General features: G+C 35.3%; 24 protein-coding genes. 8 read left to right on the forward strand and 16 right to left on the reverse strand.

Features of this window, described 5'->3' with window-relative positions; all coding sequences use genetic code 11:
• The first annotated feature begins 264 nt into the window (after window positions 1–264).
• On the forward strand, window positions 265–2,028 hold the full coding sequence (locus tag M0M44_RS16050; RefSeq protein ID WP_248726572.1) for a carboxypeptidase-like regulatory domain-containing protein: 1,764 nt from the start codon (window positions 265–267) through the stop codon (window positions 2,026–2,028).
• 79 nt (window positions 2,029–2,107) lie between these two features.
• Here M0M44_RS16050 and M0M44_RS16055 read toward each other — a convergent pair whose 3' ends face one another.
• The 7 genes from M0M44_RS16055 to kaiC all read right to left on the reverse strand — a co-directional run bounded on the left by M0M44_RS16055 (window position 2,108) and on the right by kaiC (window position 7,738).
• Window positions 2,108–3,184, reverse strand: coding sequence for a calcium:cation antiporter (locus M0M44_RS16055; protein ID WP_248726573.1), 1,077 nt, complete (start codon window positions 3,182–3,184; stop codon window positions 2,108–2,110).
• 187 nt (window positions 3,185–3,371) lie between these two features.
• Window positions 3,372–3,707, reverse strand: coding sequence for a winged helix-turn-helix transcriptional regulator (locus tag M0M44_RS16060; protein ID WP_248726574.1), 336 nt, complete (start codon window positions 3,705–3,707; stop codon window positions 3,372–3,374).
• A gap of 92 nt (window positions 3,708–3,799) precedes the next feature.
• Window positions 3,800–4,204 carry a response regulator gene (locus tag M0M44_RS16065; RefSeq protein ID WP_248726575.1) on the reverse strand — a complete coding sequence of 135 codons (405 nt, stop codon included), beginning with the start codon at window positions 4,202–4,204 and terminating at the stop codon, window positions 3,800–3,802.
• Between the two features lies 1 nt (window position 4,205).
• The gene (locus M0M44_RS16070; RefSeq protein ID WP_248726576.1) at window positions 4,206–5,462 is read right to left on the reverse strand and encodes a sensor histidine kinase; all 1,257 of its coding nucleotides are present in this window, start codon (window positions 5,460–5,462) and stop codon (window positions 4,206–4,208) included.
• Window position 5,463: 1 nt separating this feature from the next.
• The gene (locus M0M44_RS16075) at window positions 5,464–5,763 is read right to left on the reverse strand and encodes a circadian clock KaiB family protein (RefSeq protein ID WP_248726577.1); all 300 of its coding nucleotides are present in this window, start codon (window positions 5,761–5,763) and stop codon (window positions 5,464–5,466) included.
• Window positions 5,764–5,765: 2 nt separating this feature from the next.
• Window positions 5,766–6,059 (reverse strand): circadian clock KaiB family protein, encoded by a 294-nt coding sequence (locus M0M44_RS16080; RefSeq protein WP_248726578.1) that lies wholly within the window; start codon window positions 6,057–6,059, stop codon window positions 5,766–5,768.
• 5 nt (window positions 6,060–6,064) lie between these two features.
• Window positions 6,065–7,738, reverse strand: a complete 1,674-nt coding sequence (kaiC, locus tag M0M44_RS16085) for a circadian clock protein KaiC (RefSeq protein WP_248726579.1) — start codon at window positions 7,736–7,738, stop codon at window positions 6,065–6,067.
• A 325-nt stretch (window positions 7,739–8,063) separates the two neighbouring features.
• Here kaiC and M0M44_RS16090 point away from each other — a divergent pair, with 325 nt between their 5' ends.
• Together M0M44_RS16090 and M0M44_RS16095 are read left to right on the forward strand one after the other, a co-directional pair.
• Window positions 8,064–8,807 (forward strand): SDR family oxidoreductase, encoded by a 744-nt coding sequence (locus M0M44_RS16090; RefSeq protein WP_248726580.1) that lies wholly within the window; start codon window positions 8,064–8,066, stop codon window positions 8,805–8,807.
• Window positions 8,808–9,187: 380 nt separating this feature from the next.
• On the forward strand, window positions 9,188–10,153 hold the full coding sequence (locus M0M44_RS16095; protein ID WP_248726581.1) for a hydrogen peroxide-inducible genes activator: 966 nt from the start codon (window positions 9,188–9,190) through the stop codon (window positions 10,151–10,153).
• Window positions 10,154–10,281: 128 nt separating this feature from the next.
• On the opposite strand, the gene M0M44_RS16100 is transcribed toward M0M44_RS16095, so the two are convergent.
• The 9 genes from M0M44_RS16100 to M0M44_RS16140 form a co-directional block, all read right to left on the reverse strand.
• A complete protein-coding gene (locus M0M44_RS16100; protein ID WP_248726582.1) occupies window positions 10,282–11,058 on the reverse strand; it encodes an alpha/beta hydrolase in 777 nt (258 codons plus the stop codon).
• A 140-nt stretch (window positions 11,059–11,198) separates the two neighbouring features.
• A complete protein-coding gene (locus M0M44_RS16105) occupies window positions 11,199–11,615 on the reverse strand; it encodes an OsmC family protein (RefSeq protein WP_248726583.1) in 417 nt (138 codons plus the stop codon).
• Window positions 11,616–12,009: 394 nt separating this feature from the next.
• Window positions 12,010–12,531 carry a hypothetical protein gene (locus M0M44_RS16110; protein ID WP_248726584.1) on the reverse strand — a complete coding sequence of 174 codons (522 nt, stop codon included), beginning with the start codon at window positions 12,529–12,531 and terminating at the stop codon, window positions 12,010–12,012.
• A 2-nt stretch (window positions 12,532–12,533) separates the two neighbouring features.
• Window positions 12,534–12,779: a hypothetical protein gene (locus M0M44_RS16115; protein ID WP_248726585.1), complete on the reverse strand. Its 246-nt coding sequence runs from the start codon at window positions 12,777–12,779 to the stop codon at window positions 12,534–12,536.
• Between the two features lie 190 nt (window positions 12,780–12,969).
• On the reverse strand, window positions 12,970–13,341 hold the full coding sequence (locus M0M44_RS16120) for a hypothetical protein (protein WP_248726586.1): 372 nt from the start codon (window positions 13,339–13,341) through the stop codon (window positions 12,970–12,972).
• A gap of 498 nt (window positions 13,342–13,839) precedes the next feature.
• The gene (locus M0M44_RS16125; protein ID WP_248726587.1) at window positions 13,840–14,226 is read right to left on the reverse strand and encodes a hypothetical protein; all 387 of its coding nucleotides are present in this window, start codon (window positions 14,224–14,226) and stop codon (window positions 13,840–13,842) included.
• 184 nt (window positions 14,227–14,410) lie between these two features.
• Window positions 14,411–15,823 (reverse strand): phospholipase effector Tle1 domain-containing protein, encoded by a 1,413-nt coding sequence (locus tag M0M44_RS16130; RefSeq protein WP_248726588.1) that lies wholly within the window; start codon window positions 15,821–15,823, stop codon window positions 14,411–14,413.
• Window positions 15,824–15,872: 49 nt separating this feature from the next.
• Window positions 15,873–17,015, reverse strand: coding sequence for a DUF2931 family protein (locus M0M44_RS16135; RefSeq protein ID WP_248726589.1), 1,143 nt, complete (start codon window positions 17,013–17,015; stop codon window positions 15,873–15,875).
• A 78-nt stretch (window positions 17,016–17,093) separates the two neighbouring features.
• Window positions 17,094–18,908, reverse strand: coding sequence for a type VI secretion system Vgr family protein (locus M0M44_RS16140; protein ID WP_248726590.1), 1,815 nt, complete (start codon window positions 18,906–18,908; stop codon window positions 17,094–17,096).
• Window positions 18,909–19,363: 455 nt separating this feature from the next.
• On the opposite strand from M0M44_RS16140, the gene M0M44_RS16145 reads away from it, so the two are divergent.
• The 5 genes from M0M44_RS16145 (at window position 19,364) to M0M44_RS16165 (ending at window position 25,322) form a co-directional block, all read left to right on the forward strand.
• Window positions 19,364–21,892, forward strand: coding sequence for a hypothetical protein (locus M0M44_RS16145; RefSeq protein WP_248726591.1), 2,529 nt, complete (start codon window positions 19,364–19,366; stop codon window positions 21,890–21,892).
• Window positions 21,893–22,210: 318 nt separating this feature from the next.
• Window positions 22,211–22,621, forward strand: a complete 411-nt coding sequence (locus tag M0M44_RS16150; protein ID WP_248726592.1) for a cupin domain-containing protein — start codon at window positions 22,211–22,213, stop codon at window positions 22,619–22,621.
• 365 nt (window positions 22,622–22,986) lie between these two features.
• On the forward strand, window positions 22,987–23,979 hold the full coding sequence (locus M0M44_RS16155; RefSeq protein ID WP_248726593.1) for an alpha/beta fold hydrolase: 993 nt from the start codon (window positions 22,987–22,989) through the stop codon (window positions 23,977–23,979).
• 95 nt (window positions 23,980–24,074) lie between these two features.
• Entirely contained in the window at window positions 24,075–24,482 is a 408-nt protein-coding gene (locus M0M44_RS16160; protein ID WP_248726594.1) for an organic hydroperoxide resistance protein, read from the forward strand.
• Window positions 24,483–24,590: 108 nt separating this feature from the next.
• A complete protein-coding gene (locus M0M44_RS16165; RefSeq protein WP_248726595.1) occupies window positions 24,591–25,322 on the forward strand; it encodes a DUF1223 domain-containing protein in 732 nt (243 codons plus the stop codon).
• Window positions 25,323–25,660 lie beyond the last annotated feature (338 nt).

The following is a 25,660-nucleotide window of genomic DNA, read 5'->3' on the forward strand; positions in this document are numbered from 1 at the left end:
TTATTATAATTGTTTCTAACCCTTTACACTACTAAAACGTTGTAATACTGGTAGTGCCAATTGCGGACGAGTTATATTGACAGTAATATACTATTTGTGAGAATAAAGAGTGAAAAAATAGAAAAATGTTTATTGAAAATATAGTATTTGAGGTAATTTTGGAAATGCAATCTTTAGTTTGTTAAAGTTTTAATTTTAATAACGAGTAATGATAAAAATCGAGCACACCAATAATCAAATTATACTAGAGTAATTCCCTTTTATATGCCAAGTAATACAAAGTTTATTTTTGCAACCACTTTATTGATGCTTATTTCTAGTGTCTTTTTTAAAGTAAATGCACAATCACTATTAGAAAACGAAATCTCCGTTCACGCAGACCAAAAACCATTAGGGAATGTTTTGGATTTAATGGAAGAAAAAGGAAATTTTAGGTTTGCTTATTATGGCAAATTAGCTGTGAAAGATAGCGTCGTTAGCATTCATGCCGATAATAATACCATAAAAGGAGTTTTAGATCAGTTGCTAGGTGCCAAATATGAATATAAAGAATCGCCAGGATATATTATTGTTCGTTATGCTCCTTTAGAATTGGCTCTTGTGTTAGAAAAAAACACTGTTATGAGTGACGGACAGCAAATTGTAATCGGTTATATTGTAGATACACAAACTAATAATCGTATTGAAAATGTGAGTGTATTAGAGAAGAATGCACTATTGTCTACATTAACCAATAAAGATGGTTTTTTTGAGCTTCGATTAAAAAATGCGCCTCAAGCTATAGAGCTTACAGCGGTTAAGGAGAATTATAAAACGGTAACGATGGTATTTCTTTCTGAAATTAAAATTCAGATGGGAGACAAAAAAAATAAAACAGATTATATTGATGGAGATTTCACTGAAATTGAAAGATCAGGAATTGGCCGTTTCTTTATTTCTTCTAAACAAAAGATACAAGCGCTCAATTTGGGAGGATTTATTTCTAAGGTTCCCTTACAGGCTTCTTTAATTCCGAGTATCAGCACTCGAGGAATGCTGAATACTCAAATTGTCAATAATTTTTCGCTAAACATATTGGGAGGTTATAATGCTGGAGTTCGTGGATTAGAAATGGCCGGACTTTACAACATCAATCGTATGAATGTTGATGCGCTTCAAATGGCAGGAATATTCAATACTGTTGGAGGTTCTGTAAACGGAGTTCAGTTAGCCGGAATCTATAATAATGTTTTTGGCAATTTAAGAGGATTGCAGGTAAGCGGTATTCATAATAGTGTAAAAGGTTCGCAAGTTGGTTTGCAAATGGGCGGTATATATAACAATGTATATAAAGATTCTAAAGGGCTTCAAATTGCAGGAATCGGCAATACGGTAAAGGGTTCTCAGAACGGATTGCAGTTTTCTGGAATTTACAATATTGGAAGAGACACAGTGCGTGGCGCTCAAATTACGGGACTTTTTAATTATGCTAAAGAATTAAACGGAGTCCAGTTTGGATTAGTAAACATTACCGATTCGCCGTCTGGTTATAGTTTTGGTTTGTTAAACTTTAAAAAAGGCGGTTACAAGAAGATCAGTATGACAACCAACGAAATCTCAGATATAAACCTTTCTGTAAAAACAGGAGATCATAAAATGTATACCATTTTGATGGCAGGAAGAAGCGATCGAAACGATGAAGAAAAACTATTTTCTTTCGGAATTGGACTAGGAAAGAACATTCCGTTAGGGAAACGTTTTACTTTTAATCCTGAATTTAGCACGCAGTATCTTTATTTAGGAAATTGGGACATTTATAATTCCTTATCTAAATTCGATTCTTCTTTTTCTTTTCAATTATGTAAAGGCGTAGCGATATCTGCAGGACCTTCTTTTAATTTGTATTGGTCTGAAAAACAAGATAAAAATGGCAACGCAAACACTTCGACATTTGTTCAAGATCGTACCAAACGTTATAGTGTAATTAACAATAATAGCAAAGACATTCTGGGATGGATAGGATGGAGTTTTGGATTGACATTTTTTTAAGCTATGTTTTAGAAATTAGTTTCTTTCGTGGTTCTTTTAAAATAAAAAAATCTATATCTCTATGTGTTTAAAAGGACTTTTAAGGATAAATCATCAAAAACATAAAAGCAAATAAATTTACTAAAAGCACAACACCATAAACGATATTAGATTTTCCTTTACTTAAAGAAAGCATTACTGTAAAAACAGATAAAGCCAGCAGTACAATAGATTTAATATCAAGTCCTAAAACGATTGGCATATTCATAACAATGCAAACCGCCGCCACACTTGGAATCGTTAATCCGATACTGGCAAGAGCAGAACCTAAAGCCAAATTTAAACTCGTTTGTAATCTATTTTTTCGAGCTGCAATAATTGCTGCAATGGCTTCTGGCAGTAAAATGATAATGGCAATAATAACTCCTACAAGAGATTTCGGAAGATTATAGCCAATAATAATCGTTTCAATAGTTGGCGACAGCGTTTTGGCCAATAAAACCACAATTCCTAAACTCACCAATAGAAAAACAAGACTCGTATAGAATGTTTTATTATTAATTTCGATTGGATGTGTTTTAGATTCGTCCTCATTCGTAGTGTTGGTTAGAAAATATTGGCGATAACCTTTGGTTTGTGCGAACAAAAAAGAACTATAAATAACCAGACAGGCAATGGAAGCAAAAATGAGCTGAGGCGTTGAGTAATACGAACCGTGAACACTTTCTGTAAACGTAGGAAACACTAAAGTGAATACAATAATCGAAATAAGCGAAACCAAACCAATTGTTACCGAAGAAGTAGAGAAATTTTGTTCGTAATGTTTGATGCTTCCAATAAGAAGGCACAATCCAATTATACCGTTCAGGATAAGCATGGTGGCGGCATAAACGGTGTCTCTGGCCAGAGAAGTGGCTTCAGAACCTTCAGAAAGCATTAAGGAAACAATTATAGAAACTTCAATTACAGTAATAGAAATAGCCAAAATTATGGTTCCGTAAGGTTCTCCCACGCGCTCTGCAATGATTTCGGAGTGATGAACGGCAGACATTACGCTAAGAATAAGCAATAAACTAGCAATAATCTGAAATAAACTGCTGTCGGCTATCAGTCCGCTAAATAAAAGAGCCCACGAAAGGATTGGAATAATGATGGTCCACTGTAATAATTGTTTCATTTTTTTGTAGTTTTTAAAATTTATACTGCCGATAGGGCCAACAGAATCGGCTTTTGCGTTTTTTGTAAGATAGAACTTTTATAACTAAAAATGATGAAAAACTACATTTTTAAGTACTTTTTAAGTTTATTTGAGCGTGTTTTGACTCAAAAAGTGCATTTTACTGGAAATGAAATTACTAGTTTATTTAAGAGTTTCGAATAATTTCCTTTCGATGCGATTTTCCCCATTTGATCATTTCTTCGATTACCGGCCCAAATGATTTGCAATACGGCGTAGATTCATATTTAACCTGAATTTCGGCATCACGGTCTTCGGTTCTTTTGATCAGCATATTGATCTCCATTTCTTTGAGTTCTCTAGAAAGCATGCGTGTCGTAATTCCTGGAATACTGCGTTCAATTTCCCTGAAACGATGATTTCCGTTGCAGATGGAGTTTATAATGGGCAGACGCCATTTACCGCCCAAAACATGCAAAGTGTCTTGAAGCGCTTGTACTTCTTCTTTCTGATTTCTTTCCATAACAAAGCAACATTAGTTTAGAAATTAACTGGTTACAAAGTTATACCATAATTCTAAAAAAATGAAAAAAAAAGTTTAAAATTAAACGAAATTTAAGCTTCAATAATGCTCAAAATAGTTTTCGGAATTTCAGCGAAAGCTTCAAAAGAATAGGGTTTAATTAAGTAGGCTTTTACGCCCATATCATCGCATTTTTCTTTATAAGAAGGATTAATGCTTGTGGAATAAACAAAACACGGAATATTTTTTAATTCATCATTACTAAAGATTTCTTGCAAAGCTTCAATACCGTCAATAATAGGCATATTGATATCGGTAAGTATAACATCGGGATTTTCGTTCGAATCGTTTTTTAGATAATTAAGCAATTCTTCGCCATTGGCAACAAGACTAACTTTGCTAAAATTTGGATTATTGGTAAAAGTTTCTGTAATGACATCTGCATCATCTATGTCATCTTCAGCAATTACGATATGTAAATTATATTTTTCCGGCATTTTATAAGATGGGGAAGTAAAGGTTAAATACTGTTCCTTTGTTCAATGTGCTTTCAACGGTAATATTTCCAGAATGGTTTTCCATTATTTTTTTACAGATCGCAAGACCAATACCGTTTCCTGAATATTCATTTCTGGCATGTAGGCGTTGAAAAATGATAAATATTTTAAGCAAATGGCTTTCTTCCATTCCAATGCCGTTATCTTTTATCTGAACCTTTACAAATTTAGCATTTTGATTTGGTATTTCAGTATCTAAATTTTCTTCTTGCGAAATTTCAATTATAGGAGTAGTATCTGTTTTGCTATATTTAATGGCGTTTGAAATAAGATTAGAGAAAAGCTGTCTCATCTGCACGCGAGAAGCTTTGATAGTGGGAACTTTTCCTGTTTTGATAATGGCTTTTTTATCAGAAATTATAATTTCAAAATCCTCAATAACTTCCGAAATTATGGTTCTTAAATCTATTTCTGTTCGTTCTTCCTGCGCGGTATGCGAAGAATACTGCACTAAATCATCTACAAGCGAATTTAATCTTAAGGCCGATAGTTTCATGACATTTACCGCTTTTGTATCGGCTTCTTTAAAATAGCTTCCATCAATTCTGCTGGTATTCATGACAATTTTCCGCAGGGGTTCTTTTAAATCGTGTGAGATCACATGAATAAATTCCTCTAGATTACGATTGATTTTATTCAGTTCGTTTATTTTTTCTTCTAATTCTTTCTGATGGCGAATTAAGGCTTCTTCATGCTTTTTCTTTTCAGTCAAATCGGTAATCACAACCCCAATCGCCTCTACAGCGGGTTCCAGATCAGTTAAAGCGATATAAGCAGGAAAAGTCTTTTTTTCATTCTCCGATTTTAAAAGTATTTCATGTTTAGTAATTCCATATCTCAGTGCTTCTATAAGAGAAATAAACTGCGTTTGGTTGGTAAAATATTCATAAATGTACGTTCCCGTTATTTTTTCTGAAGTAATGCCAACCAGTTTAGAAAAATGTTCATTGCAGTAGAGTATAAGTCCTTTTCTTGAAATACTCAGCGCGCCCTGACCAAATTTCTCTATAAGAAGACGATAAGTGTAATCGGCGGTTTCTAGAGAATATAGTTCGGGAACTCCATTATTGCTTACCACAAGCGCATCTACATCTCCTTGTTTTATAGCATTGACAATACTATTTGATTCATAAAGTTCTTCTTTCAATGATTCAATTTCTGCTAATAATGCGGCTATATTTTTTTTATTTTCCTTCAAACTATTCGCTTATATTAAGTATGTATAATACTTTTTCTTTATCTGATAAATCTCCTAAAATAATTCTTTTAGGTTCTGGATGTGTTTTGATCAAGGTAGGAATTGCTACAATTTGATGAATCACAGCCTGTTCTTTATCACGGCTGATATCAACAATTTCTAATTCATAATTGTTGGTGAGATAGGTGTCGCAGATTTTGCGTATATTTTCGATTGCATGTCCTGATTTAACAGACATACCTGAAACAAAAAGCATGAACTTATGTTTGGTTGTACTAGTGCCATCAGATGAATCTTCCATGATTAAGAGTTTATAGGTTTGATGTTAAGTCCTACAAGCACTCTTTCTTCATTAGAAAGGTCACCAATAATTTTACGAATAGGCTCGGGAAATTTACGCACCAAAGTAGGTACGGCCAAAATCTGATCGCCTTCTGCCAATTGCGGATTCTTGAGCAAATCGATAATTTCGATGCTGTATTTTCCTTTTAAATATTCCTCGGCATACTTTTTTATGTTTTCTAGCGCCTTGATCGATTTTGGCGTTTGCCCTGCTATATAAAGCAATAATTGCCATTCGGCTACTTCTTTTTTCATCTTATTTATTTTTTCTTAGAAGACATTTTTTCCTGCAATTCTTCTGTTGCTTTAAGGATACTTAGTTCTTCTTCAGCAGATTCAAATTCTGTTCTCAATGCTTCAATATTTGCCTCAAGGACTTTGCGTTTACGCTCAATTTCCCTGTCTTTTCGGCTAATTTCGTTTTGAAGCTTAATATCCGACATGGTTTTTTTGAATTGATAAGATTGTCTTGCCGCTCCCGTCAAAATTCCCTGCGGACCTAATTCAACATCTAGTAATTCGATTCCCTTGCTCGTTATGACAAATTCTCTTACTTGATTAGAATGCCCCATTCCGCGCGCTTTGATGATAAAAATACCACGATTTCTTTCGCCAACACCTTCCATATCGCGAACTGTAATCCAGGTATCGACCAATGAAGAAACCGATTCTTCTGCCAGATCCGGTCTAAAATTATCGGTTTGTTTGTTGAGCGACGTAAACATGGCGGTAATATTATTCGCTTTCAGCATATCAATTAACCGAACGAGCATCGAGCGGACTTCGTGTTCGCTTCCTACCGAAATAAGATTGCTGATCGGGTCAATAATAATTGTAGTAGGCTGAAACTCTTTGATTAGTTTTCTAAGCGTAAGCAAATGAAGTTCCAAACCATTTAATGACGGACGCGAAGAATGTATTTGCAAAATGCCTTTTGTGATGTGTTTTTCCAGATTAACTCCGATTGATTTCATGTTGCGCACCAATTGATGCGGTGATTCTTCAAAGGCGAAGTAAATCGTTTTTTCGTTCTTTTCGCATTGTTCATTAGCAAAATAACAGGCCACTGTCGTTTTAGCCGTTCCTGCCGTTCCCGAAACCAAAATATTACTTCCTCTGTAGAAACCGCCGCCATGAAACATTTCATTTAGTCCAGGAACACCGGTAGAAATAATATCTGAGGAAACTTCGTTATCCAATTTGAGAGAAGTAATCGGAAGAACTGAAATTCCGTCTTCATCAATTAAAAACGGATACTCATTTGTTCCATGTGTTGAACCTCTGTATTTTACAATTCTAAGCCTTCTAGTCGAAACCTGTTCAATTACACGATGATCGAGAACAATTACGCAGTCCGAAACGTATTCTTCCAGACCTTGACGGGTTAGTGTAGCTTCGCCGCGTTCTCCTGTAATAATCGCAGTTACCCCTTTGGTTTTAAGCCAATGGAATAATCTTCGCAATTCCGCTCGTAAAATGGCCTGATTGTCTAGACCAGCAAAAAGCGATTCGATTGTATCCAATACAACACGAGTGGCTTTTATAGAATCGATAGCATGTCCTAAACGAATAAATAAGCCGTCAAGATCATATTCGCCCGCTTCTTCAATTTCTGATCTTTCAACGCGGACATGATCTACAACAAGCATTTTATCTTTTTTAAGCTGTTCAAGGTCAAAGCCTAATGATTTAACATTTAACGTTAAGTCGTCTGAAGGCTCTTCAAAAGACATAAAAACTCCTGGTTCGTTATGCTCTGTAATTCCTTTTATAAGAAACTGCATTGACAATAAAGTTTTGCCGCATCCCGCACCGCCACAGATTAAAGTTGGTCGTCCTTGCGGAAATCCTCCATCTGTAATCTCATCTAATCCATCGACTCCAGTAGGAGTTTTTGGAAATATAAAACTATGTAATTTTGTTTTTTCTTGCACGATAATAAATTTCTGTATTACTCAAATATACCTTTTTCTGAAGAATTTTCAATGAATTCTCATTACGATTTAACACGTATTTAATGAAGTTTTAAAAATAAATTAAGAGAATTTGTTTAAAAATCTAAACAAATCGAAAAATTTTGACCAAAAAAGTGAAGAATATAGATTCAATATTTAACACGGAAATTAGATTTTTTACTAAAACGTATTTTTCTGTACAGATTTAATGTTAAAATGTACTTCTGGTATACTCCATGATACTGGTTACAAAGTTATACCATTTTGAATTTACCTTTGTCTCATTAATTTAAACACATAAAAAATGGACAATTTAAAAAATAAAGTGGCAGTGATAACAGGCGGTAACAGTGGAATAGGTTACGCAACGGCTAAACAATTAAAAGAGCAGGGCGTTAATGTAATTATTACAGGAAGAAGAAAAGAAGCTATAGAAAAAGCAGCTTTAGAATTAGGAGTTACAGCAATCACAGCAGACCAATCGAGTGTTTCGGATATCGAAAATCTAGCTGCTCAGGTAAAATCCGATTTTGGTTTGGTTGATATTTTGTTTATCAATGCTGGAATCGCAGGTTTGGGAACGATCGAACAAACCACAGAAGAATTATTTGACAGTATTATGAATGTCAATTTAAGAGGAGCTTTTTTCACTTTAAGCAAATTCATCCCAATTTTAAAAGACGGCGCTTCGGTGGTATTTCTTTCTTCTAATACTGCGAGTATGCCAGGTCCAGGATCTTCAGTTTATTCGGCGAGTAAAACCGCTTTGAATTCGGTAATGAAATCGGCAGCATTAGAATTAGCGCCAAGAAAAATCAGAGTCAATTCGGTAAGTCCGGGACCAACTCAAACCGAAGTCATGAACAAAGTCGGTCTTGACGAAAACACCGTAAAAGGAATTATGGATGTTGTAGTAGAAAAAGTGCCACTCAAGCAAATGGGAAGGGCAGAAGATGTGGCCAAAATGGTTTCGCATTTGAGCAGTGAAAATGCAGGTTTTATTACCGGCGCTGATTTTATTATGGATGGCGGGATGGTTTTATCCTAAGATGCTAAGGTTCTAAGCTTTTTCTTCTGATTATGAAATAAAAGTTTAAAGCCTTTCGCCTTCAAATACTAAAAATAAAAGCGATCCGTTAAGATCGCTTTTTTTATTTCAAATAAGTTTGTTTGAAAAAACATCATTATAGAACGATAAACACAATATGCTCCAAAAACTACTCCATCTGCATTTACTCCATTCCGTTATGGTGTTCTTTATTATGTACGATAAGTTGGATGATTTGGATTTTATTTTTTATGAAAAAGAGGATAATTATTTTAATTCTAAATAATTTAGGTTTTTTGGAACTTTGGAAAAAGAATCAAAAGAAATTAAAAATAAAAACTTAGTACCTTAGCGTCTCAGTATCTTAGAAACTATAACACATGACCATTCAGCAGTTAAAATATATAGTCGCTTTAGACGAAGAACGGCATTTTGCAAGAGCTGCAGAAGTTTGTATGGTAACACAGCCAGGACTTACGATTCAGTTAAAAAATCTAGAAGAAGAAATCGGAATTAAGATTTTTGATCGAAATAAAGTGCCGTTGACACCCACCGTTTTGGGGATCGAAATTATCAATAAAGCAAAAAAGATACTTCGTGAGGTCGATGAAATTCGTGATTTTGTGATCAACGAAAAAAATCTGCTGGAAGGGGAGTTGAAGCTGGGCATTATTTCCACTTTATCGCCTTATCTGATTCCGCTGTTTATTCAGGCAATGAAAGAAGTAGCACCCAAAGTACATTTTATTATAAAAGAAGGATATACGGGGCATTTAATGCGCGATTTAGAAACGGGAGCAATTGACGTTGCCATTATGGCGACACCAACAGGAAATCCGAATTTAATTGAGCATGTTGTTTTTAAAGAACCGTTTGTTGCGTATTTAAATCAGACGCATCCAATGGCGAATGATGAATTTTACGAAATGCAGCTCGGCGACAAAACCGAATTGTTATTATTGCATCATGAATATTGCTACAACGCACAATTGCTAGACATCTGCGGACTAAAAACATCTGATAAAATTAAGGAACAATTTACATACGACATCAATTCGATCGAAACCTTAAAAAATCTAGTTCGTGCCCATTTAGGATTTGCGATTATTCCGAAACTTTCTACTTTAAACGAATCAGGCGGACTTTTTAAACCTTTCAAAGAACCCGTTCCCGTAAGAGAAATAAGCCTTGTAGTTTCCGATTCCTTCTCCAAGAAATTACTGCTGGAGAAAATGAACGAAGCCATCTGGAACTGCCTTCCCGAATCACTCAAAAAAGATTTTAATTATAAAAAAATCCGCTGGAACGATTCGCCTTATTTTATCAAAGCTGTTTCTAAAAGTTAAATTCCAAATATTGAAAATTCTAATACTAAAAATTCCAAACTCCAAGCTATACTGTAACTTGGAGTTTGGAATTTTTTATTTAAAGTTCCTCCAAAACCATTGGAATTTGGAATTTAAAATATTGGAATTTATTTTTTAAATGATGCATCAATAATCACATTCGCTACTTTCTCTGGCTGCGAAATAAACACCACATGACTGCCTTTAATTTCAGTAATTTTTGTGTTAGAACGTTTGTACATTGCTTGCTGAATGCTCGGTACAATACTTTTATCTTCAGTCGCTACGATTCCGTAAGAAGGTTTAGTTCTCCAAGCCGCATTAGTTATTTTTGTTAAAAAACCTTGTGCATGAAAAGCACCTTGTGAAGCATACATAAAATCGGCTTGTTCTTTGCTCAAATCACCTGCAAAACCCGCGTGAAATTTAGCTTTGTCATAATACGCAATTCCTTTTTCATCTGGAGGCAATACACCATTTTCTGGAGCTGGAGGAGCAGTTTGCAGCCACTGAACAGAGTTTTCGCCATTATCAGGCTGTAAAGCCGCCACGTAAACCAAAGCCGCTACTTTCGGGTGATTTCCAGCTTCTGTAATTACAGTACCACCCCAAGAATGTCCCACCAAAATTGTCGGTCCGTCTTGTTTGTCTAAAGCTAAGTTTGTAGCATTAACATCATCCTCCAAAGAACTCAACGGATTCTGAACGATTGTTACATTATAGCCTTTTTTTGTCAAAACTTTGTATAAACCCTGCCATCCAGAACCGTCTGCAAATGCACCGTGAACCAATACGACATTTTTAATTTGTGAAGTTGTTTTTTGAGCATTTACGTTTACTGTTGAAAGTAAAAAAGTAAAAATTATTGCTGTGATTGCTAAGAAGCTTTTATATGTTGTTTTCATTTTATTATAGATTTTAAATAGTTGATTTTAGATTGAATTGAAATTCCAATTTTCCCACGATTTTGTCATTTCGACCGAAGGGAGAAATCACACAAGTAATTCCGCAAAGATTTGGAATTTGGAATTTTTTATATTGGAATTTAATTAAGCGTAACAGTTAAAGTAATTTCAGTATTCAACAGTTTAGAAATAGGACAAATTTCTTTTGCTTTTTGAGCCGTTTGCTGAAATTCTTCTGAAGAAATTCCAGGTACTTTTCCAGTCAATTCTAACTGAATTAAAGTAATCGTTCCGTCTTCAAAAGTTACTTTAGCGGTTGTGTCTAAATCTTCTGGAACAAAACCAGCTTCAGACAATAAAAAGCTTAATTGCATGGTAAAACAGCCAGAATGTGCCGCTGCGATTAATTCCTCAGGATTAGTTCCAACACCTTGCTCAAAACGAGTTTTAAATGATAATTGGGCATTGTCTAAAGTTGTGCTTTGTGTACTAATGGTTCCTTTTCCTTCCATTCCTGTACCTTTCCAGTTTGCGTTTGCTCTTCTTGTAAATTTCATGATTTCTATTTTTTAAGTTATTTTTAAGATGTTCAAATCATTTCTTTGATTTTGATGAGACAAAGGTATAGGGAAGGTGTTTATTAATCAAATTAATAATTTTTTGTAGTTATAAAAATAATTTATAACTACTAGTTAAACTAGTATAGAGTATAAAAGATTGTTTTAGAATAAATGGGAATTGTAAAAGATGTTGGTAGAATTGATTTTTTATTTGGATATTAAGGTTTAAATCTAACTTTTGGGTACATATATTTCTCGCTTATAAATTACTTTTTCATCTTTTATAATTGGAGCAACAGGTTCATTTATAAAAACATAGTTTGATAAAAAATGATGATCTCCGGTTTGCGTTGTAGTACTAATATTTTTGCCTTCCTCATCAAGCTGAATTTTATTCCAGATAGGGTGTTTTTTTATTCTCAAATTCTCGCAATAAATTGAAATTATACATTTCGTCATTTATTTTTAACTGGGAATAGTCTAAGGAACATTCCCCCCCATTGTATCCAAACATTACCCATCTGCTTTTTAAAGAATAAGAGAATCCTGAAATTTTATACTTTTTATCTCCGATACAAACGATTACGATATCAGTTTTTTTTATTTTTTTAAATGGAATATTAAAAGAGTAATAAGTATTGTTACTACTAGTATTTTTTAAAAGTGTATCATTAATAATTTCATTGTTTCTTATTAATAAAAAACTCATTTTATTTTCTATTTTTTTTGATTTTTTTTCTAAAACAATAAAGGGGTGTTCAGAAATGTACACTGTTTTTTCACATTCACTTCTTTCGTTACTTTCTCTTTCATGACTCGTACTTACACTGTAATATATCCAACTTAAAATAATTATAATTATTAGCAAAATCATTATGAAGAATATTAGGCAACCTTTAGATTTTTTATTCATTACTATTTGAATTTAATATATCCATTATAATTGTTCATAAAATGAGAAGACGTGATTAGTTTCTTTAGATATCGATTATTCCCATTTGGATCAGTGTCCCATGTATAAACTTTAAAGTCAATCTCATCTACTTTGGCTCCTAAAAGACCTGGTATATAATTCCATGTTATGGGTGATTCTAAAACTACCCAATGTAAATCTAGAGAAGATTTATCCCATGTATTATCTATTAAATCTGAATCAATCATTAAAACGAGTTTGTAACCAGCATTAAATTGGACATTAATATTATCTATTTTATTTTTGATATCCAAAGAAGTATAGGCTAACGGTTTTATAGGATTAAAAACTCCCTTTGAATGAACATCTTTATAACCAAGTAATTTTTCACTTAAACTAGTCATCAAAGGTGGCCAATTTATAGCCTGAAATTCTTCATTACCACCTTTGTAATCCAGGCTCTCCTTTTTTCGTTCCCGTAAGTTGCATGAAACCTCTTTCCACATATGGATAGTACAGCTGATTATCTGCATTTTTTTCTTTAGTTGATGAAAAATATCCTGTTTTCCAGTATATTTGGGCTATAAAGTGTATTTTTCTTAGACAACTATTAATTTCAAACTTTCTCAATGTGTCATTTAAGGCTTTTGTTAAAGTTGTATAAGTTTTTTGATTTGCTGGCATGCTTTTTTCAAAATGAAATAATTTGTCAATAGCATGATATGGTAAATTTGTAATTGGATATTCTCTGTTTGTTTTTGTTGCAGGATCTTTGGCTATATAAAAAGTATTTTCTTTTAACTCTTTCACAATTTTTTTAATTTCTAATTCTGTAAAATCACGATTGCAATAACAAGCAAAAACATCTCCAATTGTTACTCTACCGCAATGTTCCCCTGTTGGCGCGATCATCCTGCTCGTGCCCTTGATGCTTAATTTAATTCGAGTACGTAAACTTAGTGTTCACGAGCGAGACGCTCGCGCTAGCAGGGGGCATAAAGATAAAGCATTTAGATAATTAATATTTAAGTTAATTAAATCTGATAATATTGGAATCATAAATAACATGAGTGTTAATACACTTATGAATAAATTTATTCTCCAAAATAACTTCATATGTTTTAATATTTTAGTTTTTCAAAAATGTCCTTTGTTTTTTCTATTAATTCTTCACTTTTTCTATATATTTTATTAGTTGTACTTTCTTCAGGATTAAGAGATTATTTCTTCATTACAAACTAGGATATTACACTTAAAGGCATTTTATAAGTTTTAAAGAATTTACTTTTTCCTGTATTGTTTTGTTTATTATTGAAAATACTCTGTTATCTTTTTTCCATTCTTTTTATTAATTATTATAAATTTACATGGACCGTTTGCTGGACAACCACTTCGAAACAGTAACTTATTTGAGTAATCTTTAATTAATTGATAGCCCAATCGATATGTATAGGGGTAGAGATTTACATCTACTTCATTAATTGTAATTTTAAATTTATTAGGTTTCTCTAGGGTTAACCATATTCTATCGCAATTAAATTGCCAATAAAAATTATAATTTTTCTTTAGTTTTATCGTATCACAGTTTATATTGCTTTCATTCATTAATTTATTTTCGTTACAAAAGCAATTTTTATTCTGTGCTGAACAACTACTAATTTGAAGTATTATTAAAAATAATATATTTTTTATCATTTGATATCTTCTTTAGGTTTTGAGATATTAACTTCTTTCCAAAATATAGTAAGGCCATATTGAGCTGTCGACTGTAATCTAATTTTGTTTTTATTTTTCATTCCTCCACAATTCCTTTGTTGGAGCGAGTACATAAACTTAGTGTTCACGAGCGGGACGCTCGCACTAGTAAACGGAATAATCTTTATGCATTGTCTTCAATAATGGTACGTTTCATTGTGGTAGGCCCATCGGGTCGATTGGTGTCCATACCCAAGGAATCATCATTTGCTGAAATATGTAAATAATGATTGCGGATATATTTCAACTCGTGAATATTGTTCAATTTTGTTTTTAGAGATATTGCTCCCTCTTTTTCGATTGCTAAGTTCAAAAGCTTATTTTTGACATTTTCCAGTTCGGGAATTACTTCAAAGTCTTTATTTTGTTTGCTAGTATCAAATCCTTCAAATTTCACCCCATTTTTCTTGGCAAAATACATCATGATGGCCAAAGGGATGAATTGATAAGAATTTTTTAATTCTCTTGTTCCTATGTAAGTTTGTCCTGCACTTTTTATCTGCCTTTCTGTATACCAGCCTTCGTTAATCCAATCCTGCTTTTTCTTGTAATAGGGGCGTATAACCCTTTTCTCTAAATGTTCATACTCTTCGTATCCTCCGCCGACATCAGAGTGTGCACCTGGTATTTGAAATTCGAATCCCACGCCTGCAGCTATGGAACTTGCAATGGTAGTTAATGAAAAATTCTTACGGTACTCGTTTTCAGCTGTTAAGTGTATTACTTTCTTGACCATGCCATCTAACTTCAAACCTAATTCTTTGACGTCATTATCGAAATTATGACTGGCAGCCGAACCAAACTTGCCAAAATAACCTTCGGGTTCATAGGAAGATACCGTATCAAACAAACCTGCAAAAGCATAAGTTATCTTGGCTTTGGGGTAATTCTTTTTAAACGTCTTTTCTGTAGTCGTTAGAAAACTTCGTGCCGCCGCAGCACCACGGCTGAAGCCAAAAACCTTTATTATCAACTCTTTTACATATTCTTTATCTTCTTTAAAAGCCCCATCAATTTTTGTTTTGATATTTGTAAAGCCTTTTTTCACTTTTTTAGAAATCCCTGTATCGCCGGAACCAAAAGCAAACCCCATAGCATCTCCTTTCTGGTCATTCTCAGTACCTTCTCCTTCGATATAATCTATCACTATCCTTTCTTTAGGGTTATCAATAGCCATATACGACAATGCGGCTATGTTGGAGTAGCCGTTTTCATAGCTGCTTTCTTTCTCAATATTTTTTTTGTAAATAACTTTGCTGTCTTTACTAGTATTGCTATTGGCATCTTTGTCTAATCGTCTAAAAGTGTTATTTCTATTATTTTTCGTGCCGTCAAAAAATAGTATGGCGGTTATTTTTACTCCTTTTAGATTTTCAATCGTTTCATAAGTTGTAGGAATTCCGTGTGTTACTCCGTTCTCTTTGCCTCCCTGTATTATTCGTTCAGCACTATTTTCAATACCTTCCCTACCATAAAAAATATTGTTGCCTCCTGTAAACTCAATAATATCTCCTTGTACAATAGTTATTTTGCTCATAATTGTCCATCTTGTATTTTCTGTTGAATTGTTTTCTAAATAAGCAGTATTATTTCTGCTTCTTCAAATCATTGCTTTTATCTAAAATAAACAATTGCAAAAGCGCTTTTTCAAGCTTGATTTCTTTCTTGTCGTTTTTTAGCGTCACTGTAAAATTTTTAAAAGCATCATCAACCGTTATAAACATTGTTATTACAGATTTAGGACTTAGCTCTTCTAGCTTTTTGAATGCCTCAATTGTTTCCTTTTCATCAAGAGTTTCAAGCCTAATTAAGTAGTTTCTATGGTTTTCAGCAGTTACATACATACCTATATAATTAGGAACTACTTTTTCTCTTGGCTCAAGTATAATTTTGTTGAAATTCTCTTGACTTACTTTAGGCGGGAGATAGCCTGAGTATTCGCTATTAAAAAAACCAATATAATATTTATACATTTCCAATGGTTTATTAAACTCCACTTTCCAATTGTAGCGTAGCCTGTAATCGTCCCATTGCTTGCTGCTTATTTTTCCCTGTCTTATTATTTCTTTTACTTCGGGAGTCAATCTATCAAATTCTGCTTTATCAATGGTTTCTGGCATATCACCGCTTGATTTAAAATGTCTTTTAAATACCTCATTGGCTTCTTTTCTGCCTAGCTCTTTAGCTTGATACCTCCCTATTTCTACTTTATTTCGGCCATCCATCCATACTACCACCATACCTTTTGGAGCGAGCCCTGCTGTGAGAGAAGTGTATGTTTCCTTATGTAGTGTTTTCTTGCTATCATCACTATCAGCTGGAATGCCGTAAACTATATATCCTTCTTTAAATAAATTATAAATTTTCTGCTGTGGCAATGAAAATTCTCCTGCGTAAATCTTGTTTTCGGTCTCAGAAAACCAAGTAATGCTCAAATGATCGGGCGCAGGGCTTGGTTCACTGGCCCAGCTCCTACCAGAACCTGACCACGATCCTGTAGTATAACTCATGTTTGGAATTAATGTAATGTGTTTGCCTCCGTTGGAATAAAACACATTGGGCGATAGTACAGTTACAGGGTAATCATCTGGAACGCAAGCCATACCGTCCCATTCAAATTTTTCTTCGTTCATGTTTTCTGTTTTTTTAGCGGTGTTTAAATCTTTTTTCTGGCAGGCGCTTAATTGTGTGATAACAATAGTTAATGTTATTAAGATTCTATACTTCATGGAATTGGACTTTAAACATTGTTCAATAGAATATGTTGCATTTTTCAGCTTCTGAAACTAGTTTCATTTTATCAATATTTAAAACATGCTGGTATTTTCAGATGAATTGTTTTTTATTTCTTTATCTGAATGTTGCTCATGAGTACCTTGACTCTGGGCTATTATTTTTCCATTAGAGACCCTAGTTCTATCTTTTTCTGTACGAGATTCTTTGTCGCCTTTTATATATTCAGTCATGCTGCCTATAATATTAATCAAAAAATCAGCTCCGACAGATATGCTGTAAAATAGTCCAGTGTTAGTTTCTTTATATCCATTTGCATTTTCAGTAATATTTTGTCCAGCATTTGTTATTATATTCTGTCCGGCATTTACAATAAAATCTTCCCCTGCTTCAAATTCGATATTTTTTGGCGCTCTAAATTTGATGTTTCCGTCGCCATGAATTACCGCAATGGTTTGCCCTTTTTGGCTTTCAATGGTAACGTCACCCGTTTCATCGTCAGAAATGATTCTGTTGCCGCTTCGAGTTTGTATAACTTTTAGATCATTCTTTTCGGTAGCAAAACCGCTTTTTGCCTGGCCATTATAATGTGCCCCTATAACATAAGGACACTGTGCGTTGCCTCCTTCAAAACCAACCAGCACTTCCTCGCCAATTTCAGGGATAAAATAAGAACCTTTTCCCGCTCCAGTATGCTGTTGAACCACACGGATCCAGTCGCTTTTGCTTGTCCAGCCATTCCAGAAAAAATCCACTTTTATGCGTCCCATTTTTTCAGGGTCGTTATTGTCAATTACTATTGCGGGCTGGCTTTCGGCGGGAGCAAATACATTTACGTCTGTATAGTGCGGCGCTGCCACATCGGCTGGAATTGCTTTGAATTGGCAGGTGTAATTTCCGTTTACTTCAGAGCGGTGCGTAATTTCAATCGCCAGCAGGTGGTGTTCTACGTTTTTGTTTTCTATGGAAAAAGTCTGTCCCAAACCTATAGGCAGATAGGAGGTGCCGCTGTAGAATATGCTGTTGGCATCGCGTGCAGCGGTCTGCATTTTCATCATTTCGTCAATTTCCTCTTTATTTTGGGCGTTGCTGGTATACGCGCCGTTTTCAAGTCCGGGTCTTACAATGTAAGGCTGCTTAAAGACGGCAAGCGATGCAAATCGGTCTTGGCTTCCTTCGGAGGTTTTTTCTGCACCATTTTTTATGCGTGAAGCGCTATTGTAGTCATAGCTGCTGAAAGAGGTTTTATGCGAAACCAAGCTGGCCTCGATGCTAAAGTTATGGAGCGATGATTCGTTTATAAGCTTTATGTCGGTGTTTTTAATTTGGCCAAACTGCATGCGCATTCCGTCAAAATAAAACCATTGGGCATAGCGTGCAGAAAGGCGTTTGAGGAAATCAAAGCTTGTTTCGTTGTACTGGGTTTTAAAACTGAATTCTTTTGTATAAGTTGGAGCAATGGCTTCCCTCTGGTAAAATTCTCCCGAGCTTTCTTCGGCAAAAATCTCCAGTCCGATCTGCTGGAGGCTTTTCTTGCGAAAGATTCTGGATTTTGGCATATCATCAAGTGCTATGGTATGGCTTATTCCTGTAACGTGCAGTCCGGCAGGGCTTCCGTTCTTATCGATAGAGCCCAATTTTGTAATTCTTCCTTTAGACATTACGCGTATGCCTTTTACCTTAAAGGTGAAAATTACCTCGCTGCCAATGTAACTGCTAATGGCTTTTTCCTGATCCTGCGGTGCGATGATAGGTTTTCCGGTGTATTGCCAAAAGAAAGAAAAATGATGGTGGTCTGCCATTTTTTGAGAAAGCTCAAGATTGTAATAAATCACATTTTGGGTAAAGCCTTCTATGGTGATGTTTACCTGTTCGGAGAATTTTGACATTTTTTAGAAATTTAAATAAGGTTAGTTTGATGCAATAGTTTTGTGATCCTTAATTCTGATATAGAGAAGGATAGTGGGACTTTTTATGTAGTTGGATTTATACCGCTGGTATAGGCGCAGTACTTTTAGTGTGGTATTTGGTAAATTTATATTGAAGAAAAAAATAAAGAATACCCCTAAACGACAAAAAAATATCAGAATAGGGTATTTTACTATATCCTTATAAAAAAAACTTCATTTTAATTCTTACGTTACCAAGACAGGCTTAAATTTTAGAATAGAAGAATGAAGATTTGTGTACAATTTGGTTTCAAATTATAATCTGCAACAAAGAAAAGGGGCAATTAATAGTTTTTTTTAGTTGGTGAATTTAATTTTATCTGAAACAATTTATAAGACGGTTGGAAGACAATCGGAAGAATAAATTTTTGATGAATAACCTAAATTTTAAATGTATGAAAAATGCTTTTCTAATAATTGTAGTTTGTCTGAGTTCCATTTTGTTCTCCTGCAAAAAAGAAAAAGATCAGTTGAATACGGAAACCGGAAAGTCTGATACTGCCAATTCTGAATTAATTGCAGATCGCGGCTGGCCTCGAGAAGCTGAAAATAACGGTACAAAACTCGTTTATTATCAGCCACAGGTAGACGACTGGAAGGATTTTAAAGAACTTACAGCGCGTGTAGCTTTTTCGCTGACTCCAAAAGACGGCAAACAGGTTTTGGGCGTTGCTTCTTTAAAAGCAGAAACATTGGTGGATAAAGACAACCGAAGCGCTTTTATTAAAAATCTTCAGGTAACAGATGTTCGATTTCCTGCTTTAGACGAAAAGAAAGTTCCTGAAATGGAAAAGCTATTTAAAGAAACATTGCCTCAAAGCGGAGATCCTATTTCGGTAGATCGTATTCTGGCTGATTTAAGCCACACTAAAAGTCCGCCAAAGGGAATTGTTGCTAAAAACGATCCTCCAGCCATTTTTTATAGTACCAATCCTTCGATTTTGCTTATCATACAAGGAGAACCGGTCTTAGTGCCAATAGAAAAATCGGATATACAATATGTGGTGAATACCAATTGGGATTTGTTTTTTGATAAAACTGCAAAAGAGTATTATCTCTTGGTTGATAATATCTGGCTTACATCAAAAAATATTGAAGGCAAATGGACTAAAACAACCAAACTGCCTGCGGGTTTAAGCAATCTGCCTTCGGGACAGAATTTTGATGATGTAAAAAAAATGATTCCGCCACCCTCTTCGGGCGCAGCTCCAGAGGTATTCTACAGTAATAAACCTGCTGAACTGATTGCTATAAATGGAAGTCCGAAGTTTGTTAAAATTCCAGGAACCAAATTGTTATACATTGACAATACCGAGAATGATATTTTTGCCGACGAAAACAAAGGTCAGTATTATGTATTATTGTCTGGAAGATGGTTTAAGTCTAAAGAACTAACTGGACCTTGGAGCTATGCGAGTAATAGTCTCCCAGCTGATTTTGCTAAAATTCCGAAGGATTCTCCTCGTGCCAATGTATTGTCATCTGTACCTGGAACGGAGGAAGCCAATGATGCTGTAATGTTATCGCAAGTTCCGACAACAGCTATTTTGAAAAAATCGGATGCTGAAGCAAAAGTAAAAGTATCGTATGATGGCGGAACGCCTCAGTTTAAACCTATCGAAGGTACCAAAATGCAATATGCAAGCAATACGCAAGAGAAGATTATAAAAGTAGGCGATTTGTATTATTTATGTTTTCAGGCAGTTTGGTTTATGTCGACAAGTCCGAACGGACCTTGGAAAACATGCGATTCTGTTCCGAAAGAAATTTATACGATTCCGCCAAGTTCACCAGTTTACAATGTGACGTATGTAACCCAAACGACAACCGATACAACGGTAGAAAGCAGTTCGACTGCGGGTTATTTGGGTGCGTTTATTATTGGCGCAACATTTGGCGCTATCTTGACTTATGGCACAGGATGGTATTATCCGCCTTATGTGTATTACGGCGGACTATATCCAATTTATCGCCCTTGGCCTTATGCATATGGTGGAGGAGCAGTTTATAATCCGTGGACGGGAGGTTATGCAGCAGGAAGACGCGTTTACGGGCCTTATGGCGCCGCTGGAACTTCGGCTTGGTACAATCCAGCAACAGGAAGATACGGGCGTTCTGCAAGCGTGCAGGGATGGTACGGAGGACGTACTGCTGCTAGTACTTATAATCCGTGGACTGGAAATTACGCTAGAACCAATCAAGGACATAATGCGTATGCGCAATGGGGACATTCGGCTGCTACAAACGGAAATCAATGGGCGCAGACGGGACACATTACAACCCGACGCGGAACTGCAATTGGTTATGAGACTTCGGGCGGAAAAGAAGGTGTAATTACACATCGCAGAGGTGGAGGAACAACGATTCATACCAACAATAATCTGTATGCTGGCCACGATGGGCATGTGTATAAAAGAGATGCTAACGGAAATTGGAGTCATTACAATAATGGAAACGGCGGCTGGACGCAAGCAGGAACTTTGGGTTCGTCGAAAAAAACAGGCGACGCGATTCAGCGTAATAAACCGAATCAGGGACTTGGAGCAAATGGAGCGGGAGAACGAATTCAGCGTGACAGGCCTAATGAAGGACTTGGAGCAAATGGTGCAGGAGAAAGAATTCAGCGTGACAACTTGCCGAAAGCCAACCAAAATCTAGGAGGCGAAACCCGAATAGGAGACGGAATGCAGCGTGATAATTTCCCTAAAGCAAATCAAACGCTCGGACAGCCTAATAAACCATTGGGCGAAGCGGGACGTCCAGACATAACAAACGATCTTGACCGTTCAGCAATTTCTAGAGATCGCGGAGAAATGCAAACCCGAAATTTCCAAAATATTCAAAGAGATGGAAGCCGTTTTAACGGTGGCGGTTTCAATGGCGGTGGTTTTAGAGGTGGCGGAGGCTTTAGAGGCAGAAGATAATAGTGAAGGTTATTTTTAATTCAGAAAATCAGGATGGTAGCAATACGAATCCTGATTTTTTTTTTTGTGCTTGTTGTTTATTTAGCCACAAAGGCGAGAAGCCGCAAAGTTTTATTCGTCCAGCTTTGTGAACTTCGCGTTTATATAAAGTGCAATAAGCATATGCCATTCACGAGCATCTCACAAACCACAACTCACAGCCTGTCTGTTTCACCCTGAAGTTTGTCCGTTTCAACTATTTTCTGATTTCGTATGAAGGGTTATCGAAATACTTTTGACAAAGAAATTAACGAAAACTAATAATTAAAATCAGAAGTTATGGAAACGAAAAAACAAAAAACATGGGTTATCATCGCAATTATTGTTTTAGGAATTATTGCTTTTTTAGTTCCGAATCAAATTACAGCACAGGGAGTAAAACGCATCGATTTGCAAAAACACGATTTAAGCGTTCCTGGACGCGAAATGGTTCAGGCACGAATCGATTTTGAAGGCCATTCTGCTTTTGGGAAACATTCTCATCCGGGTGAAGAAGTGATTTACGTTGTGGAAGGTTCATTAGAATATCAGATAGAAGGCGAAAAACCTGTTACATTAAAAGCGGGAGAAGTACTTTTTATTCCAGCAGGCGTGGTGCATTCGGCTAGAAATAACACAAATGCAAAAGCATCAGAACTGGCGACTTATATTGTAGAAAAAGGAAAACCTATATTGGTAATGAAAAAATAGTTTCAAGTTTCAAGTTTCAGGTTTCAGGTTGAAATGCGTATAATTTTTAGCGCAGAGTAATCAAAGGATTTTCGCAAAGCTTTGTGTGATTATTGGGCTTTTTTAATCTCGCAAAGTCGCGAAGTCGCAAAGTTTTATTTCTACAGCTTTGTGAACTTAAAAGAAACTTAGTTTCAACTCAAAAAAATCTTTGTGTGCTCTACGAATCTTTTGCGCTCTTTGCGTTAAAATTATCCCAAATTAAAGCCTGTCCATTTCAACCTAAAGTTTGTCCACTTCACCTTTTTTTACCTTTTAAAACAACCATTGTCTAAATACCTTTGACGAATAAATTAACTGATAATCAACTAATAAAAAATAAAATTATGAAAACACTATCCAATATTTTAATCGCTATTCTTTTTATGAATGCATCTTTAACTCAAGGACAAACTTCAAAACAGAAAACAATCGAAGTAAACAGTTCTTTGGGGACATTAAAACAAATCAACGCTGGATTATTAAACGTCGGATATACAGAAGCAGGCCCATCAAACGGAACTCCAGTAATATTGCTTCACGGCTGGCCTTATGATATTCACAGTTACAACGAAGTTGTTCCGATTTTAGCAGCAAAAGGCTATCACGTTTTTACCCCTTATTTACGCGGATTCGGAACCACAACTTTTCTTTCGAAAGACACTTTCAGAAACGGTCAGCAGGCGGCTTTAGCAAGCGATATTATCGCTTTTATGGATGCGCTAAAAATTGACAAAGCCTTAATCGGCGGTTTCGACTGGGGCGCTAGAACAGCAGTTGTGGTATCGGCACTTTGGCCAGAACGTGTAAAAGGTTTAGTATCGGTTAGTGGTTATTTGGTCGTGAATTTAGAAGCCAACTTGAAACCGCTTCCTCCAACAGCCGAATTAGGATGGTGGTACCAATATTATTTTGCAACCGAAAGAGGAAAACAAGGTTACACACAAAATACTTACGATTTCAATAAACTAATCTGGAAAATCGCTTCTCCGTTATGGAATTTCGATAAAGCAACTTACGATCAAACTGCTCAATCTTTTGATAATCCAGATCATGTAGCAATTGTAATTCACAATTACAGATGGAGACAATCTCTGGAAGCAGGAGAAGCTAAATACGATAATCTAGAAAAACGTTTGGCAGCTAAACCAGAAATTAAAGTTCCAACGATTACAATAGGAAGTGATTTTGATGGCGCTTTCGCGGATGGAAAAGCGTACGCCAACAAATTTACAGGAAAATACGAACACAGAATTTTAAAAGGAATAGGGCATAATGTTCCGCAAGAAGATCCAAAAGCTTTTGCGCAAGCAATAATTGACGCAGATAATTTAAAGTAAATTCAAAAATCAATATCAATATCAATATCACTATCAATATCAATATCAATATCAATTTGAAATAATCTAAAATCAACAATCTAAAATTAAAAATCATGAAAACAGTATTGTACACAGGAAAAACACATACAACAGGTGGTAGAGAAGGAGCTTCTCAAAGTTCAGACGAACAATTGAATATAAAATTAAGCTCGCCGGGATCTTCGCGTCCGGGAACAAATCCCGAGCAGTTGTTTGCTGCAGGATGGTCGGCTTGTTTTATAGGAGCTTTAGGAATTGCGGCTTCTAAACTTGGAGTTCGACTTCCAGCCGAAACCGCCGTAGATGCCGAAGTAGATTTGTGCGTAACAGAAGGAGAGTATTCGCTTCAAGCAAGATTAAATATCAGTCTTCCAGGAATTGACATTGAAACTGCGGAAGCTTTGGCGGCGCAAGCGCATCAGACTTGTCCATATTCTAAAGCGACTAGAGGAAATATAAACGTTGAGATTAATATTCTTTAAAGTGTGAAAAGTAAAAATGTGAAAAGTAAAATGTTAGATGTGAAAAGTTTAGTAGCATCTTACGTTTTACATCTCACAACTTACATTTCACAATCAAAAAATCATGTTATGAAAAAAATAGTAATCGCTTTTACAATGCTTTTTTTCCTTAGCGCAAACAGCATTTTCAGTCAGAACTCAGATAAGAAAGGTTTTGCACTTTTAGAATTATATACTTCCGAAGGCTGTTCCAGCTGTCCGCCTGCTGATGAATTGCTGGGAAGAATTCAGAATGAATACCGAGATAAAAATGTTTATATATTGGCTTATCACGTAGATTATTGGGATAAACAAGGCTGGAAAGATATTTTCAGTAATGCCGATTTTACGAAAAGACAATACGACTATGCCCAATTTATGGGAAAAGAACCCATTTACACGCCTCAAGTAATCATTAACGGAAAAACAGATTATATCGGTTCTCAGGAAACAAGCCTAAGAAATGGAATTAAATCGGCGCTTTCGAAGCCGTTATCAACTGGTTTAAATTTAGAAGTAAATCAAAATGCGAATTCACTTTCAGTAAATTATAATGTCGAAGGCACTTCGAAAAATAGCCGTTTATTAATCGCAGTTGTTCAGAAAGAGGCAAAAAGCAATGTGAAAAGAGGAGAGAATGCGCATCGAGTTTTATCGCATTATCAAATTGTTCGTAATCTGCAATCTGTAGATTTAAATAAAGCCAAAAAAGGAACAGCATCAATTCATCTCCCTAAAAATTATAACGCGCAGGATTTCGAAATCATTGGCTTTGTTCAAGATATGAATTCAGGTGCTATTTTGGGAGTTAAGAAGGTTTAGCATTTTTTTGTTTCACGCAGATTTAAACGGATTTTAGCAGATAATTTCAGTTTGTTTTTAATCTCGCAAAGTCACAGAGACGCAAAGTTTTTTATTCTCATTTTTTGTCATTTAGAGGAACGAGAAATCTCACTAGAAATTCCGCACAGATTTTCGCCAATCTTTGTCGAATCTTGAGTGAGATTTCTCGTTCCTCCTTTAGATTTGTTTTTTGAAATTTAAGTAGATTTATGATTGAGAAAGGAAGCAAAAGTAAACTGTTCGTTCCTCAGAGCTTGTGACTCATATTTCGATTAAGACTTTAGCTTCCCTTTCATCAAAGACTCAGATAGAAATTT

Origin of the sequence: Flavobacterium humidisoli (genome assembly GCF_023272795.1) — a bacterium.
In the GTDB taxonomy this organism is placed as follows: domain Bacteria; phylum Bacteroidota; class Bacteroidia; order Flavobacteriales; family Flavobacteriaceae; genus Flavobacterium; species Flavobacterium humidisoli.